Consider the following 15,450-nt stretch of genomic DNA (forward strand, 5'->3'; position numbering starts at 1 on the left):
TCCTATTTGTGTCCGTTATCCTTTTTAGAAGAAATGGATTGCAGGAAGAATGCCGCTATCTGGCATATTCTTTAAATTATCTTTAGCAGGAATGAGTATTTCGGGTATAAATACATAGATATCGTTAAAAATGAAACTTTTATGAAAGCAGTTTTAATGATAAATGATCCTGTCTTATCATATCTATACATGGAGGTTCGAAAAATGAAAGAAACAAAAGTAAGTGTAATCGGTGCTGGGCTTGCTGGAAGTGAAGCGGCGTGGCAGTTAGCAAAAAGAGGAATTAAAGTCGATCTATATGAAATGCGCCCTGTAAAACAAACGCCAGCCCATCATACCGATAAATTCGCTGAACTTGTTTGTTCCAATTCACTTCGGGCAAATACGTTAACAAATGCAGTTGGTGTATTAAAAGAAGAAATGCGTATTCTGGATTCGGTCATCATGTCCGCAGCAGATGCTTGTGCTGTACCGGCTGGCGGCGCTTTAGCTGTTGATCGTCATGAATTTGCCGGTCTTGTTACGGAAAGGGTCAAAAATCATCCAAATGTAACGGTCATCAATGAAGAAGTGACGGAAATTCCGGAAGGTCCTACCGTCATTGCAACCGGTCCGCTTACAAGTCAGTCACTATCTGACAGCTTAAAGCAAATCATGGATGAAGAATACTTGTACTTCTATGATGCTGCCGCACCAATTCTGGAAAAAGACAGCATCAACATGGAGAAAGTATATTTGAAATCCCGCTATGATAAAGGTGAAGCAGCTTATCTGAACTGTCCGATGACGGAAGAAGAGTTTGACCGCTTTTATGAAGCCTTGATTGCTGCTGAAACAGTTCCACTTAAAGAATTCGAAAAAGAAATCTTTTTCGAAGGCTGCATGCCCATTGAAGTAATGGCATCACGCGGGAAGAAAACGATGTTATTTGGTCCATTGAAGCCAGTTGGCTTAGAAGATCCAAAAACGGGAAAACGTCCTTTTGCTGTAGTTCAATTGCGTCAAGATGATGCGGCAGGAACACTTTACAATATTGTTGGTTTTCAGACACATTTGAAATGGGGTCCGCAAAAAGAAGTATTGCAGCTCATACCTGGATTGGAAAATGCGGAAATTGTCCGTTATGGAGTTATGCATCGAAACACTTTCATAAACTCACCTAATGTTTTGAAGTCTACGTACCAATTCAAGAATCGGGATGATTTATTCTTTGCCGGTCAGATGACTGGCGTCGAAGGATATGTAGAATCGGCTGCATCGGGCTTGGTTGCAGGTATCAATGCTGCAAGGATCGTCCAAGGATTGGATCCTATCATTTTCCCTGCAGAGACGACGATGGGCAGCATGGCAAGGTACATAACTTCGACGAATGGTAAGAGCTTCCAGCCGATGAATGCCAACTTTGGATTGCTTCCAGACCTTGAAGTGAGAATCAAATCCAAAAAAGAGCGGAATGAAACGCATGCTAAACGCGCTTTAGACACAATTCAGAACTTTGTGAAAAATTTGTAAAATATTTGCCTGCTGTTTTAAAGTATGATACTATTTATTAGCCTTTGCGAGGTGTTTCCATGATTAATCAAAAAAAGGCATTATCATCCTTCATCGAATATTTACAAATTGAAAAGAACAGTTCACATTACACCATTGAAAATTATAAACGTGATATTCACGAATTTTTTCTGTTCCTTAATGAACAGGGCATTGAGGACATCACGTCCGTTGAATATCTTGATGTCCGGTTATATTTAACGAATTTATATGAGAAAAAACTTTCTAAGCGCACTGTAGCAAGAAAAACTTCTTGTTTGCGGAGCCTTTATAAATTTTTACTACGTGAAGGTGATGTGAAGGATAATCCTTTTTCCCTTGCTTCTTTACCTAAAAAGGATCAAAGACTGCCACGTTTTCTCTATGAGAAGGAAATGGATCAGTTGTTTTCTTCTTTAAAGAAAGATTCACCGATAGGAATAAGGAACAATGCCTTACTGGAATTATTGTATGCTACAGGCATTCGCGTAAGTGAATGTTGTGATATTAAACTGCAGGATATCGATCTTTCCTTGGGGACGGTACTGATCCATGGAAAAGGAAAAAAGGATCGCTACGTTCCGGTTGGTAGATATGCACAGGAAGCGATAGATTTATACATACGTACAGCCAGGATGGAATTGACTTCGTCTGACGCCAAGGCGCATGTTTATTTATTTGTTAATTTTCGTGGAGACCCTCTGACACCTAGGGGAGTTCGCTATATATTGAATGAATTGATTAAAAAGTCAGCCGCAGATGGAAGTCTTCATCCCCATATGCTAAGGCATTCGTTTGCTACACACCTATTGAATAATGGGGCGGACATTCGCACGGTTCAGGAATTGCTTGGTCATTCAAAAATTTCATCAACGCAAGTGTATACGCATGTTACAAAAGACCAATTGAAAAAAGTCTACAATGCATCACATCCGCGGCCTTAAATGTTGAAAGGGGACACTTTATGACAACGATATTTGCAGTGCATCATAAAGGTGAATGTGCCATGTCCGGTGATGGGCAGGTTACTTTAGGAAATTCAGTAGTGATGAAGCATACAGCGAGGAAAGTAAGAAAAATCTTTAATGGTAATGTCCTTGCAGGTTTTGCAGGTTCCGTTGCAGATGCTTTCACTTTATTTGAGATGTTCGAAGCTAAACTTGAAGAGTATAATGGCAATCTTCAGCGCGCTGCCGTTGAAATGGCAAAGCAATGGAGAAGTGACAATGTATTGAGAAAGCTTGAAGCCATGCTAGTCGTGATGGATAAGAACCATTTACTGCTCGTTTCTGGCACCGGGGAAGTAATTGAACCGGATGACGGGATTCTCGCCATAGGATCGGGAGGGAATTATGCATTGGCTGCCGGCAGGGCATTAATGCGGTTTTCCAGCGACCACTTATCGGCAAAGGAAATCGCTCAATCATCTTTACAAATTGCAGCGGAAATTTGTGTATTTACAAATACGAATATAATCGTGGAAGAGTTGTAAGGAGGAGCGCAAATGTCAAAAAAAGCTAATTTAACACCGAGGCAAATCGTTGAAAAACTGGATCAGTATATCGTAGGGCAGCGTGAGGCAAAACGGGCAGTGGCAGTGGCTCTTCGGAATCGCTACCGACGTTCCCTTCTCTCGGATCAACTTCGTGACGAAGTCGTTCCGAAGAATATATTAATGATTGGACCGACAGGTGTTGGGAAAACAGAAATAGCTCGGAGAATGGCTAAATTGGTAGGTGCTCCTTTTGTAAAAGTTGAAGCAACGAAATTTACGGAAGTCGGGTATGTCGGCCGGGATGTAGAGTCCATGGTCCGTGACTTGGTGGAGACTTCCGTCCGCCTCGTGAAGGAAGAAAAGATGGCCAGTGTAAAGGAACGGGCAGAAGAAAATGCAAATCGCCGTTTAATAGAGCTATTAGTGCCATCCACTAAAAAACAGAGTAATTTCAAGAATCCTCTTGAAGTCTTTTTTGGAGGCAATAACAATCAAGACGAACAGGACCCGGAAGAAAATTCCGAAGATTTAAGTTTGCAGGAAAAAAGAAAAATCGTCGCTGAAAAGCTGGCTAATGGTGAGTTGGAAAGTGAAATGATAACGGTCGAAGTGGAAGAACAGGCTGCTTCGATGTTTGATATGCTCCAAGGTTCGGGAATGGAACAAATGGGGATGAACATGCAGGACGCTTTAGGAAGCTTGATGCCGAAAAAAAGCAAGAAGCGCAAATTGAAAGTAAGTGAAGCGAGAACCGTTTTAACAAATGAAGAAGCGGCAAAATTGATTGATATGGATGAGGTCACTTCCGATGCAGTATACGGGGCTGAGCAAAATGGGATTATCTTTATTGATGAAATAGACAAAATTGCAAGTAAGCAATCTGGAAGTTCATCAGCGGATGTATCAAGAGAGGGTGTCCAAAGGGATATCCTGCCAATTGTTGAAGGTTCGACAGTAGTGACTAAATATGGGTCAGTTAAAACGGATCATGTCCTATTTATTGCTGCAGGGGCCTTTCATATGGCTAAGCCATCCGACCTTATCCCTGAATTACAAGGGAGATTCCCGATTCGTGTTGAATTGAACAAACTGACTGTAGACGACTTTGTACGGATTCTTCATGAACCGGATAACGCCTTGTTAAAACAATATGTTGCTTTATTAGAAACTGAAGGTATAGAAATTGAATTTTCTGACGATGCTGTTCGTAAGATAGCTGAAGTGGCCTTCGAAGTAAATCAAAACACTGACAATATTGGTGCAAGAAGACTTCATACCATTTTGGAACGGTTGCTTGAAGACTTATCGTTTGAAGCTCCGGAAATAACGATGGAGAAGATTACAATTACCCCCCAATATGTCGAAGGTAAGCTTGGTTCTATCGCCCGGAACAAAGATTTAAGCCAGTTTATCCTTTAATTAAGAAACAATTTGGCAATGATTTGCCTACGCAATGAACATAAAATTACGGAAATACAACTTCATAGTTATTGTGAACCATGGTATTTTTAGGAGGAACAAATCAAATGAACTTATTAGCAAAAACAAGAAAAATCAATGCAATGCTCCAAAAAGCAGCAGGTAAAGCAGTTAACTTCAAGGAAATGGCTGAAAGTTTAAGTGAAGTTATCGAAGCGAATGTATTCGTCGTCAGCCGCCGCGGAAAATTACTTGGCATAGCGGTGAGCCAGCAAATTGAAAACGAACGCATGTACAAAATGTTGGAAGATAAACAATTCCCTGAAGAGTACACAAAAAACCTTTTCAATATTCCTGAAACCTCTTCGAACCTTGATATCGAAAGCGAATATACTGCTTTCCCAGTCGAAAATAAAGAGCTTTTCGCAACTGGATTAACAACGATCGTACCGATTATGGGTGGTGGAGAGCGTTTAGGAACATTAGTACTTGCCCGATTACAAGAAAAATTTCACGATGATGATTTAATTTTGGCTGAATATGGTGCGACTGTAGTCGGCATGGAAATCCTGCGTGAAAAATCAGAAGAGATAGAAGAAGAAGCTCGTAGTAAAGCTGTCGTTCAAATGGCGATATCCTCGTTATCTTACAGCGAATTGGAAGCAATTGAGCACATCTTTGAGGAGCTTAAAGGTAATGAAGGTCTGCTTGTAGCATCCAAAATTGCAGACCGTGTCGGCATCACGCGTTCCGTTATCGTAAATGCACTAAGGAAACTGGAAAGTGCAGGAGTCATTGAATCACGCTCTCTTGGAATGAAAGGTACTTATATCAAAGTATTGAACGATAAATTCCTACTTGAATTAGAAAAGCTTAAAAATAATTAACATACTAAAAAGGCAGTCCTTAAAAAGGGCTGCCTTTTTTGTGATATTTGGATCTGTTGCTGTTCTGGGACTAACAGGCAAACGCAGGTGAATGGCAGGTGTAGAAAGGAAAAAAGGTAATAAGGATTAAATGGAAATGTGAATATAGGCATGTTTTCTATTAGAAGCAGTAAAGATAGTTGAATATTTCTTGAAAGGGTAATTATATTATTATAACTGTCGATATGATGGAAATGAATGATGATGTACTTTTAGATTTTAAAAAATACTATGGATAACGGGGTACAGTCAGTTGGGAATTTTGTCGAATGGATCGGTACGTTAAAAAAACCGCTTTTTTTCAAAAAAAGAAAAAATGCAGTAATCATTTATTTTTCTTAAGAACCCTTTATTTAAAAGGGTTAAATCAACTAAAATGAAAAAAATAATTTAAAGTAAAATCGAAAATTAGTTCTAAAGTATCAGGTATATAGATTTGTTTTTCGATATGATATATAAGCTAATAGAAGTAAAATTTGGTTAATATGTAGAATATCATAATAAAATGTAATATAACGTCATATTAACCCTGTAATTTTACTAATAAAAACGACAAATTTGAGCAATTTGTGACAATTTTCGACGATAATAGGTCTAAAGTCTATGTATTGTTTATGGACATAGTTATAATGTTTCTTTAAAATTAAAACGTAAATGCGCTGGGTTAATTTATTGATAAAGTAATTATTTGTTAATTATAGAAAGAGGTGATCGATGTGGAATTATTTTCGAATACTTTTCAATCGCTTGAAAATGCCCTTGATTATTCTAATGCCAAACAAAAAGTCATTTCACAGAACATAGCCAATTCGGATACGCCTAATTATAAAGCTAAAGAAGTCGACAAAACACAATCCTTTAAGGGAGAACTGGAATCTTCCCTGGAGTCATATCGTACCGATGAACGACATTTCACCTTCAAATCAGAGGGGAGTAATGCTTCTAACATCGTGACGCAGAAAAATGTCCGATATAACAATAATGGCAATAGCGTGGACGTTGATAAGGAAATGACTGATCTTGCTGCCAACCAGATTTATTATAATGCAGTAACCGACAGGCTTTCAGGTAAGTTTCAATCATTGCAGAATGTAATTAGAGGAGGTAAGTGATGGGAATCTTCCAAAGTATAAACATGACCGGATCTAGCCTGACGAGTCAAAGGGTAAGGATGGACGTAATCTCAGCTAATATGGCTAATGCCGATACTACCAGGGCGGAATATGACGCCGAATCAAAAACATGGAAGCCATATACAAGAAAATCGGTTGTGCTGCAAAGTAAGGAAAACGGTTTTTCGAGTTTCTTAAACGCAGCATCAGGAAAAACGAGCGAGGTAGGGAATGGAGTGAAGGTGACTGGAATAGTAAAAGATAAAACACCTTTTGAACTGGATTACAATCCTGAACATTCTGATGCCAATGAAGATGGTTATGTTGAAATGCCAAATGTCGACCCACTTCGGGAAATGGTTGATTTAATGAGTGTCACACGCTCATACGAAGCAAATGTGACAGTATTAAATGCATCAAAGGGAATGATGATGAAAGCTTTGGAAATCGGGAAATGAAAGTTTGAAAGGGGATTGTTGATATGGAGGGGATTTCTCTTTCAGCAGTGAACAATGCAAGTAATGTTCTGAAAAAAGAGCAAAACAATACTAATACACCATACGAATCGCAGCAAGATTTTGCGTCGGTATTAAAAGAATCAATGAATAAAGTTAACGAAGCACAAGTGGCATCTGATGATCTTACAACCAAATTGGTTAATGGGGAGAATGTTGAGCTTCATTCGGTGATGATAGCTTCACAAAAAGCCAGTGTTACCATGCAGGCTACATTAGAGGTTCGGAATAAGGTTGTGGAAGCCTACCAGGAAATGATGAGAATGAGTATATAGCATTCATTTTTTAACCTCATTATATAGAGAAAAATGACCAGGGGGAAAAGAAGTCCCCCAATCATAAATTCATAGACTGACCGGGGGATTTAAATGAATGAAGTACTAGTGAACTATAAAAACAAAATAACTGCTTACTGGACGAGCCGCAGTAAAAAACAAAAATTCATGATGATTGGTTCAGCGGCATTAATTATCATCATCATTACGGCAGTTTCAATTTTAACCACGCGTACGACGCTGGTGCCCTTATATTCCAACTTAACTCCTTCGGAAACGGGGAGCATTAAAGAAAATTTAGACAGTCAAGGGATTATGAATGAAGTTTCTGAAAATGGGACGACCATAAAAGTTCCAGAAGAAAAACTGGATTCACTTAAAGTGGAACTGGCAGCTGAAGGAATTCCGGAATCAGGCAGTATCGACTATTCCTTTTTTAGTCAAAGTGCCGGTATCGGAATGACTGAAAATGAATTCAATGTCATTAAACTGGACTCGATGCAAACGGAATTGGCAAGTTTAATAAAAAAGATTGATGGGGTAGAAGATGCCAGTGTTATGATCACCCTTCCTGATAAAGGAGTTTTTGTCAGTGATTCAGCTGGGGAAGCGTCAGCATCCATTGTATTGAATACGAAACCCGGTTATAAATTTGAAGAAAGTCAAATCAATTCCCTTTATCATCTGGTCTCAAAAAGTGTTCCGAATCTCCCTACAGATAATATCGTCATTATGAACCAAGAGTTTGAGTACTTCGATTATGAAAATGAAAATTCTTCTTTCGCATCCGCATTTGCTACCCAAAACGAAATAAAAAAAGAAATAGAACGCGATATTCAAAGACAGGTACAAAATATGCTTGGAACGATAATGGGGAGAGACAAGGTGGTTGTTTCAGTCACGACAGACATTGATTTCACTCAAGAAAATCGGGAAGAGAATTTAGTGGAACCGGTCGATGAAGAAAATATGGCTGGAATTGAGATTTCTGCGCAAAGGATCAACGAATCGTATAGCGGGGACGCAGCAGGTGCAGGAGGCGTTCCGCAAAGTGAGGATTCCTCGGATTCATTGGGATCGAGTTACGTTGAAGGCACAAACGGATCCGGTGATTATGAAAAAGTGGATGAAACGATAAATAGTGAAGTGAATCGAATCAAGAAAGAAATAGTCGAAAGCCCATATAAAGTCAAAGATTTAGGTATTCAGGTCATGGTCGAACCGCCCACAGCTGACGATCCAAATTCTTTATCTCAACAGAGTATGGATGATATTACACAAATCCTAGGTACGATAATACGCACGACAATCGAGAAAAAAGCTGAAGGGGAAGAGCTGACGGACGAGGAGCTTAATAATAAAATTGCGATTTCCGTTCAGCCGTTTAATGGAAAAATGAAGTTGCAAAAAGATGAAACGAAACCTTCGTTACCAATATGGGCATACATAGTCGGCGGAGTGCTAATACTTGCCATTATCATTCTCTTAATCTTATTCCTCCGTTCCCGAAAGCAAGCTGAAATGGAAGAGGAGTACGTGGTTGAAGAGGAAGAAGTCGTATTCGATGTTCCGGATCTGAACAAAGAGAAGGAAACAGAAGCATCTTTAAAAAGAAAACAACTGGAGAAGCTGGCAAAAGAAAAGCCGGATGAATTTGCAAAATTATTAAGAAGCTGGATAGCAGAAGAATAGGAGGCTTAAGAAAATGACAGATAGAAAAAAAAAAGCCGGATTGACTGGCAAACAGAAAGCTGCCATCCTCCTTATTTCCTTAGGCCCGGATGTTTCTGCGTCCGTTTATAAGCATCTTTCCGAAGAGGAAATTGAGAGATTGACACTTGAAATTTCGGGAGTGAGGAAAGTGGACTCCCAAGATAAAGAGGAAATTCTGGAAGAATTCCATAATATTGCTTTAGCACAGGATTACATCTCCCAGGGAGGGATAGGATATGCCAAACAGGTACTTGAAAAGGCATTAGGGACTGATCAGGCAACCGCCATCATTAACCGTTTAACATCTTCCTTGCAGGTTCGTCCATTCGACTTTGCTCGAAAGGCAGATCCTGGACAGATCTTGAATTTCATTCAGAACGAGCATCCGCAGACCATTGCATTGATCTTGTCCTATCTTGATCCCACACAGGCTGGACAAATATTGTCTGAGCTTCCGCAAGAGGTGCAGGCCGATATTGCAAGAAGGATTGCTTTAATGGATAGCACTTCTCCGGAAATCATCAATGAAGTGGAGCAAATACTCGAAAGGAAACTTTCAGCGACTGTAACCCAAGATTATACACAGACTGGTGGAGTGGAAGCCGTTGTAGATGTGTTGAATGGTGTTGATCGCTCAACGGAAAGAACGATCTTGGATGCACTTGAAATCCAAGATCCGGAGCTTGCTGAGGAAATAAAGAAACGAATGTTTGTTTTTGAGGATATCGTGACCCTTGATGGCAGAGCGATTCAGCGTGTTGTCAGGGAATCCGATAACGAAGATCTTAAGCTATCGCTTAAAGTGGCTAGTGATGAAGTGAAGGAAATCGTTTTCCGAAACATGTCAAAACGTATGGTTGAAACGTTCCAGGAAGAAATGGAATATATGGGGCCGGTACGTTTGCGTGATGTAGAAGAAGCGCAATCAAGAATTGTTGCCGTCATTCGCCGACTGGAGGAAACTGGAGACATCGTGATTGCCCGCGGCGGAGGGGATGATATCATTGTCTAGGATTATCAAATCCCAGCAGGCTAACCAGGAGAAAAGCAAAAAGATAGCGATAAAAGTTCGCCCTTTTGACTTTCTTCAAAATGATGATGCAGATGAGCGAAAAAAACTTCATTATATTCAATCTGATGAATTTCTCAAAGATGCCAAACAGGAAGCGGAAACGTTATTGCTCGATGCTAAGCAAAAAGCCCAAGCGATTGCTGCTGAAATCCAGCAAGACCGAGAACAATGGGAGAATCAAGAAAAAGCAATGGTTATCGAACAAGCTCAAAAAGAAGGGTATCAGCAGGGAGTCGAAGATGGGATCCAAAAGGGTTATAGCGAGATTGCCGCGGATATAGCTTTCGCAAAAGAAGTGGTGGAGTCCTCTAAAAAAGATTATCGGCACCATATCGAATCATCTGAAACCGTTATTTTAAATCTTGCCCTGAAGGTGGCAGAGAAAATTATCGGGCAACAGCTTGAAAGAGATGAAGAGTCTTTTTTATCCATAGTCAAAAGAGCCATCAAAGAAGTGAGGGATTGCCGTGAAGTGCAATTGCATATCCATCCGATCCGATATCAATCGATTCTTTCTCATAAAGATGAGTTGATGGCAATCTTTCCGAAAGATACTGAGCTGTATATCTTTCCGGATGATGAGCTTGAAGAAAGCAGCTGTATCATCGAATCCGATAACGGAAGGATGGATGCGAGTGTCGACAGTCAGCTGCAGGAAATAAAAGTGAAACTAACTGAATTGCTGGAAGGGGAATAAAGATGAAAACTAGAGACCTATTGCCCTTGGTTGATGAAGTTGATTCATTCAAACATTATGGACGGGTCAAACGTGTCGTGGGGTTAATGATAGAATCTCAAGGCCCTGAAAGCTCTGTAGGTGATGTTTGTTATATCCATACAGGCATACAAAAAAAGAAAAATCGAATCTTAGCCGAAGTGGTCGGTTTCCGTGATGAAATGGTTGTTTTAATGCCCTTTACAGCAGTTAGTGATATTGCTCCGGGCTGTATCGTGGAAGGGAGCGGACGGAGCCTTGAGATAAAGGCGGGAAGCGGGCTCATTGGCAAAGTAGTCGATCCATTGGGACATCCCATTGATGACTCACTCCTTCCAAAAGGTCTGGCGACAATTTCTGTGGATCAAGATCCGCCGAAACCGATGAAACGACCTCCCATTAATGAACCGATAGATGTAGGAGTCCGGGTGATTGATAGTTTATTAACAGTTGGTAAAGGACAGCGTGTTGGTATCTTTGCAGGAAGCGGCGTCGGGAAAAGCACGTTGCTTGGTATGGTAGCAAGGAATACGACGGCTGACTTAAACGTAATCGGTCTTATTGGAGAACGTGGCCGTGAAGTTCGTGAATTCATTGAGAAAGATCTTGGACCGGAAGGACTGGCACGATCAATCGTTGTAGTGGCGACATCTGATCAGCCAGCGTTGATGAGGATAAAGGGTGCTTTGACGGCAACTGCCATCGCGGAATATTTTCGTGATAAGGGATTGAATGTGATGCTGATGATGGATTCGGTCACGAGGGTTGCGATGGCCCAGAGGGAAATTGGACTTGCCATCGGGGAACCGCCGACGACAAAAGGGTATACCCCCTCCGTTTTCGCCATCCTGCCAAGGTTACTCGAAAGAACGGGTACAAATCAGCTCGGTACCATTACAGCTTTTTATACGGTACTCGTCGACGGTGATGATATGAATGAACCGATTGCTGATGCTGTCAGGGGAATTTTGGATGGTCACTTCATACTGGACCGAAACTTAGCCAATAAAGGACAGTTTCCAGCGCTCAATGTATTAAAGAGCATTAGTCGTGTAATGAATAATATAGTTGGTGACAAGCATAAAAACGCCGCGGAAAAATTACGGGCAAGTTTATCAACCTATATGGAGTCGGAAGATTTGATTAATATAGGAGCTTATAAGAAGGGTTCTTCCAAACAAATTGATAACTCGATTACACGCTATCCGGAAATCATTTCATTTTTGAAGCAAGGAACCCATGAAAAAGCTACCAAAGATAATAGTATCAATGCCCTTGTCGAATTGATGGAGAAAGGTGATTAATAATGATTTATCAATATAAATTCGAGAAGATCCTGACCATCAAAGAAAAAGAAAAAAACGATGCACTAGCTAAATATAATGCTGCTTTAAAAAAATTTGAAGAAGTGGCAGAAAAGTTATATAAGCTTTTAAAGAAAAAAGAAGAGTTGCTTGAGTTTCAACAGGAAAAGCTGCGAAATGGATTATCCATACAGGAAATTCGTCATCATCAGTTATTTATGGACAACTTGGAAAAACTCTTAAACCACTGTCAACAGGAAGTCATTGAAGCGCGATACAAGATGAATATTCAACGGGATATATTAATGGAAAGAAATATCGAGGTTAAAAAGTACGAGAAAATGAAAGAAAATGATTTTCTTAAATTCCTCGATGTTATTAAGGAAGCTGAGAACAAACAAATGGATGAAATATCAATCCGGCAATTCTTAAGCAAAGGCGTAAGGTGATGGAATGCGTAAAAAAAGTGAATCTAATGGATTGGAAGAAAGCAAGATAAGTAAGTTTCAATGGTTTCTTGTCATCTTCATTCCATTAATCTTTGCGGTAACTGTAGCGTTGATCGTTTTTACAGTTGCAGGGGTGAATGTAATGGAAAAGGCAAAGGATATGTCTGCGAGAATACCCTTCATTGAATCGGATCAAAAGGATGAAGAGAAAGATAAACCAGCCAAGAGTGATGAGAAAGTTTCCATGAAGCTCGAAAAATTAGAAACCGAGATTGAAAACAAGGAAAAAGAGATAGACAAGCTTGAGAGCATCATCGATACACGCGACAAGGCCATTGAAAAGGCAGAAGCAGAAAAACAGCAGCTTCAAACAGAAATGAATCAACTTAAAGATAGTCAGAATAATAGTAAACAAGCGTTCAAGGATATAATTCGTACTTATGAAACCATGGCTCCGAAGAAGGCTGCACCTATCATTACCGAAATGAATGATGAAGATGCATTGGAGATTCTCTCAAGTATGAAAGCAGCCACTTTAGCTAAGGTTTTGGAGCAAATGACAACGGCTGATGCTGCAAGGTTAACGAAGAAACTAACGGAACAAAGTCCTTAAGTGGAAAGAGTTAGGAGGTGAATATATGAATTCTGCCATTAATTCTTTACTTCCCTTGGCATCATTAAGTCTAAAGGTACCAATTAAGCCAAATCAGCAAACTAATTCAGGGTTTGGATCAGTCCTTCAATCAGCGATAGGGGCAGAACCTCCCATTCCATCGGATATAGGCGGCAACCCTGAAGGACGAATGTCTGAAATAAACAATTTGCTTGGTTTTTTGAAGCTTGAAAGGTTAAGTGATACAGGGGAAGAGAGTCCAGCCGTTGACCCTTCAGTAAACAAACAAGACAGCAACCTTATTTTACAGGCCCTAAAAAATATAGTTGGAAATGATGAGGGTGCGCTGGATGATTTCTTTGCGAGCATCGAGGAACTGGATTTAGAACAAGAAGGTGATGACTTCAGCCTGAAGCCACAAAGTTTGTTATCAGCCAATGTGATGGAACTGTATACCACCCTGAAAAAAATTACTTTATTGAGCGAAGAAGAATGGCATGACCTACCATTATCTGGTGTGGTGAATCTCTTGAAATTGGTGAAAGTTCAAGATCTTCTCTCGGAGAATAAGCACATGACACAAGATGAAGCGGCCATGCAGAAACAAATGAAACACCTGCTTGAAGGGATAACGGGGAAGCTGGAGAAATGGCTGTCCATTCAACCAAAATCAAAAACAGAACCTGACCAATCCAACACTTTGGAGACAGGGCAAACTAAAGCAATAGAAACATTTAAAAGCGCATTCCCTCATTCATCTGGGATTGACAAGGTAAATAAAGACGGAGCAGTCGCTAGCAGTGTGACTTTGCAAAGCCTGGATAGCGGTAAACATCAAGGGTCTGGTATGCCTTTTTTCATGACAAAGCTGGAGCAATTCGTCTTGGCAGCTCCCAAAGTTGAGCAAACTGCCAGTCAAGGAGAGTTCGTTAAGCAATTTGAAAATATTCTAAGTAAGGCGAACTTTAGCGTAATTAACGGTGTAAATAAACTGTTGATCAGATTGAATCCTGAACATTTAGGGTCCCTAAGAATCGAGCTGATTCAAAAGGATGGTATGCTTTCAGCCAAGATTCTAGCTACTACTGCACAGGCCAAAGATATGCTGGAGAATCAGATTCATGGTTTAAAACAAGCGTTTAGCGGACAAAACATTCAAATTGAAAGAATTGAAATATCACAGACCTTCAATGCTTTTTCTGAGAAATTCAGCCAGAAAGATGCGGATGAACATAATGAACAACAGGAGAGTAAGGAAGAAAGCAATGATGAGACGGAAAGCGAATTTACGGGATCCCTTGCCGATGCTTTGTTAAATCTGGAAGTGTAGGTGAAAAAATGACGACCATCGATACGTCACTATTATTATCAAAATCTCAAACTGAAAACAGAAAAACCGGGGATGCATTGGGAAAAGATGATTTCTTGAAATTGCTGCTTACCCAGCTTCAAAACCAAGATCCGTCAAGCCCGATGGACAATACGGAATTCATCGCCCAAATGGCCACTTTTTCTTCTCTGGAACAGATGATGAATATGGGAGCCCAAATGGAAGAAATAATCGGGATCAATCAACAAAATAGTTTAATGAACTATAACTCTTTTGTCGGAAAGGAAGTCACTTGGCATAAACTGGATGAAGGCGATGATGACCTTGCGATAGAAGAAGGAACAGGCATGGTTAAATCGATCCAATATAAGGGTGATGGCGTTTATTTTCTTTTAGAAGATGGCACAAAGCTTGAACCCGCAAATATCTCGGCAATGAAACAAACAAGTTCCACGTCGAATAGCTTGACGGCGGCAAGTGAATTAATAGGCAAGCGCGTTTCCTGGATGGATGAAAAAAATGGAGAGACATCAGCTGTAGTAATCTCGGTATCCATGAGTAATGGCAAACTGCAAATTGAAGTGGATGATGAAAACAAAACCAAGTTATCATCAGAGCAATTGATAAAAATCGCTGAAGCTTAAGGGGCGGGAATATGAATAAACTTGGTTTTCAAGCAAATTCCTCTCAGCTGATGCCACAAGAAAATTGCCGTTAAGGCAAAGGCGGATGTTCCAGCAAGGCTTCCAACAGCATTTTCAAGCTGCTGTCTGCACAAAATCAAAAATTGGCCATCAGTAAACATGCTCAATTTCGGATGAGTCAAAGGAGAATTAGCGTCATAAACCTGGGACAAATAGCTCTTAAAGCCAATGAGGCCAAAAAAATGGGTGTAACCGAATTTCTTATCATTACAAAGAATTCGGCACTGATAGTAAGCCCGAAAAACAATATGGTCATCACAAGTCTAACAGGGAAGAAG

The 15,450-nt window shown here is 40.2% G+C and carries 16 protein-coding genes; all 16 read left to right on the forward strand.

Annotation, left to right across the window (positions count from 1 at the left end):
• Nucleotides 1–204: 204 nt before the first annotated feature.
• The 16 genes from trmFO (at nucleotide 205) to flgD (ending at nucleotide 15,112) form a co-directional block, all read left to right on the forward strand.
• Nucleotides 205–1,512: an FADH(2)-oxidizing methylenetetrahydrofolate--tRNA-(uracil(54)-C(5))-methyltransferase TrmFO gene (gene trmFO / locus ACQKMF_RS16595; RefSeq protein ID WP_427574092.1), complete on the forward strand. Its 1,308-nt coding sequence runs from the start codon at nucleotides 205–207 to the stop codon at nucleotides 1,510–1,512.
• Nucleotides 1,513–1,571: 59 nt separating this feature from the next.
• On the forward strand, nucleotides 1,572–2,474 hold the full coding sequence (xerC, locus tag ACQKMF_RS16600) for a tyrosine recombinase XerC (protein WP_048684877.1): 903 nt from the start codon (nucleotides 1,572–1,574) through the stop codon (nucleotides 2,472–2,474).
• Between the two features lie 20 nt (nucleotides 2,475–2,494).
• Nucleotides 2,495–3,022 (forward strand): HslVU peptidase proteolytic subunit, encoded by a 528-nt coding sequence (gene hslV, locus ACQKMF_RS16605; protein WP_048684874.1) that lies wholly within the window; start codon nucleotides 2,495–2,497, stop codon nucleotides 3,020–3,022.
• Between the two features lie 12 nt (nucleotides 3,023–3,034).
• Nucleotides 3,035–4,444, forward strand: a complete 1,410-nt coding sequence (gene hslU / locus ACQKMF_RS16610) for an HslU--HslV peptidase ATPase subunit (RefSeq protein WP_048684871.1) — start codon at nucleotides 3,035–3,037, stop codon at nucleotides 4,442–4,444.
• A 107-nt stretch (nucleotides 4,445–4,551) separates the two neighbouring features.
• Entirely contained in the window at nucleotides 4,552–5,331 is a 780-nt protein-coding gene (gene codY, locus ACQKMF_RS16615; RefSeq protein WP_057278408.1) for a GTP-sensing pleiotropic transcriptional regulator CodY, read from the forward strand.
• Nucleotides 5,332–6,086: 755 nt separating this feature from the next.
• Complete coding sequence (gene flgB, locus ACQKMF_RS16620) at nucleotides 6,087–6,482, forward strand: flagellar basal body rod protein FlgB (RefSeq protein ID WP_101224640.1); 396 nt, start codon at nucleotides 6,087–6,089, stop codon at nucleotides 6,480–6,482.
• The gene (flgC, locus tag ACQKMF_RS16625) at nucleotides 6,482–6,940 is read left to right on the forward strand and encodes a flagellar basal body rod protein FlgC (protein WP_427574095.1); all 459 of its coding nucleotides are present in this window, start codon (nucleotides 6,482–6,484) and stop codon (nucleotides 6,938–6,940) included. Before flgB ends, flgC begins: the two co-directional genes overlap by 1 nt.
• A gap of 23 nt (nucleotides 6,941–6,963) precedes the next feature.
• Nucleotides 6,964–7,272 carry a flagellar hook-basal body complex protein FliE gene (gene fliE / locus ACQKMF_RS16630; RefSeq protein ID WP_101224642.1) on the forward strand — a complete coding sequence of 103 codons (309 nt, stop codon included), beginning with the start codon at nucleotides 6,964–6,966 and terminating at the stop codon, nucleotides 7,270–7,272.
• Between the two features lie 93 nt (nucleotides 7,273–7,365).
• The gene (gene fliF / locus ACQKMF_RS16635) at nucleotides 7,366–8,964 is read left to right on the forward strand and encodes a flagellar basal-body MS-ring/collar protein FliF (RefSeq protein WP_427574097.1); all 1,599 of its coding nucleotides are present in this window, start codon (nucleotides 7,366–7,368) and stop codon (nucleotides 8,962–8,964) included.
• A 13-nt stretch (nucleotides 8,965–8,977) separates the two neighbouring features.
• Nucleotides 8,978–9,997 carry a flagellar motor switch protein FliG gene (gene fliG, locus ACQKMF_RS16640; RefSeq protein WP_101224644.1) on the forward strand — a complete coding sequence of 340 codons (1,020 nt, stop codon included), beginning with the start codon at nucleotides 8,978–8,980 and terminating at the stop codon, nucleotides 9,995–9,997.
• Entirely contained in the window at nucleotides 9,981–10,754 is a 774-nt protein-coding gene (fliH, locus tag ACQKMF_RS16645) for a flagellar assembly protein FliH (protein ID WP_427574099.1), read from the forward strand. The genes fliG and fliH overlap by 17 nt, the downstream gene beginning before the upstream one ends.
• Before the next feature lie 2 nt (nucleotides 10,755–10,756).
• Nucleotides 10,757–12,076 (forward strand): flagellar protein export ATPase FliI, encoded by a 1,320-nt coding sequence (gene fliI / locus ACQKMF_RS16650; RefSeq protein ID WP_427574101.1) that lies wholly within the window; start codon nucleotides 10,757–10,759, stop codon nucleotides 12,074–12,076.
• 2 nt (nucleotides 12,077–12,078) lie between these two features.
• On the forward strand, nucleotides 12,079–12,525 hold the full coding sequence (gene fliJ / locus ACQKMF_RS16655) for a flagellar export protein FliJ (RefSeq protein WP_230177503.1): 447 nt from the start codon (nucleotides 12,079–12,081) through the stop codon (nucleotides 12,523–12,525).
• 4 nt (nucleotides 12,526–12,529) lie between these two features.
• Nucleotides 12,530–13,138 carry a MotE family protein gene (locus ACQKMF_RS16660; protein ID WP_427574103.1) on the forward strand — a complete coding sequence of 203 codons (609 nt, stop codon included), beginning with the start codon at nucleotides 12,530–12,532 and terminating at the stop codon, nucleotides 13,136–13,138.
• 25 nt (nucleotides 13,139–13,163) lie between these two features.
• A complete protein-coding gene (locus ACQKMF_RS16665) occupies nucleotides 13,164–14,468 on the forward strand; it encodes a flagellar hook-length control protein FliK (protein WP_427574105.1) in 1,305 nt (434 codons plus the stop codon).
• Between the two features lie 8 nt (nucleotides 14,469–14,476).
• Complete coding sequence (flgD, locus tag ACQKMF_RS16670; RefSeq protein WP_101224649.1) at nucleotides 14,477–15,112, forward strand: flagellar hook assembly protein FlgD; 636 nt, start codon at nucleotides 14,477–14,479, stop codon at nucleotides 15,110–15,112.
• Nucleotides 15,113–15,450: the final 338 nt, after the last annotated feature.

Source organism: Peribacillus sp. NPDC101480, assembly GCF_050277335.1.
Lineage (GTDB): Bacteria > Bacillota > Bacilli > Bacillales > DSM-1321 > Peribacillus.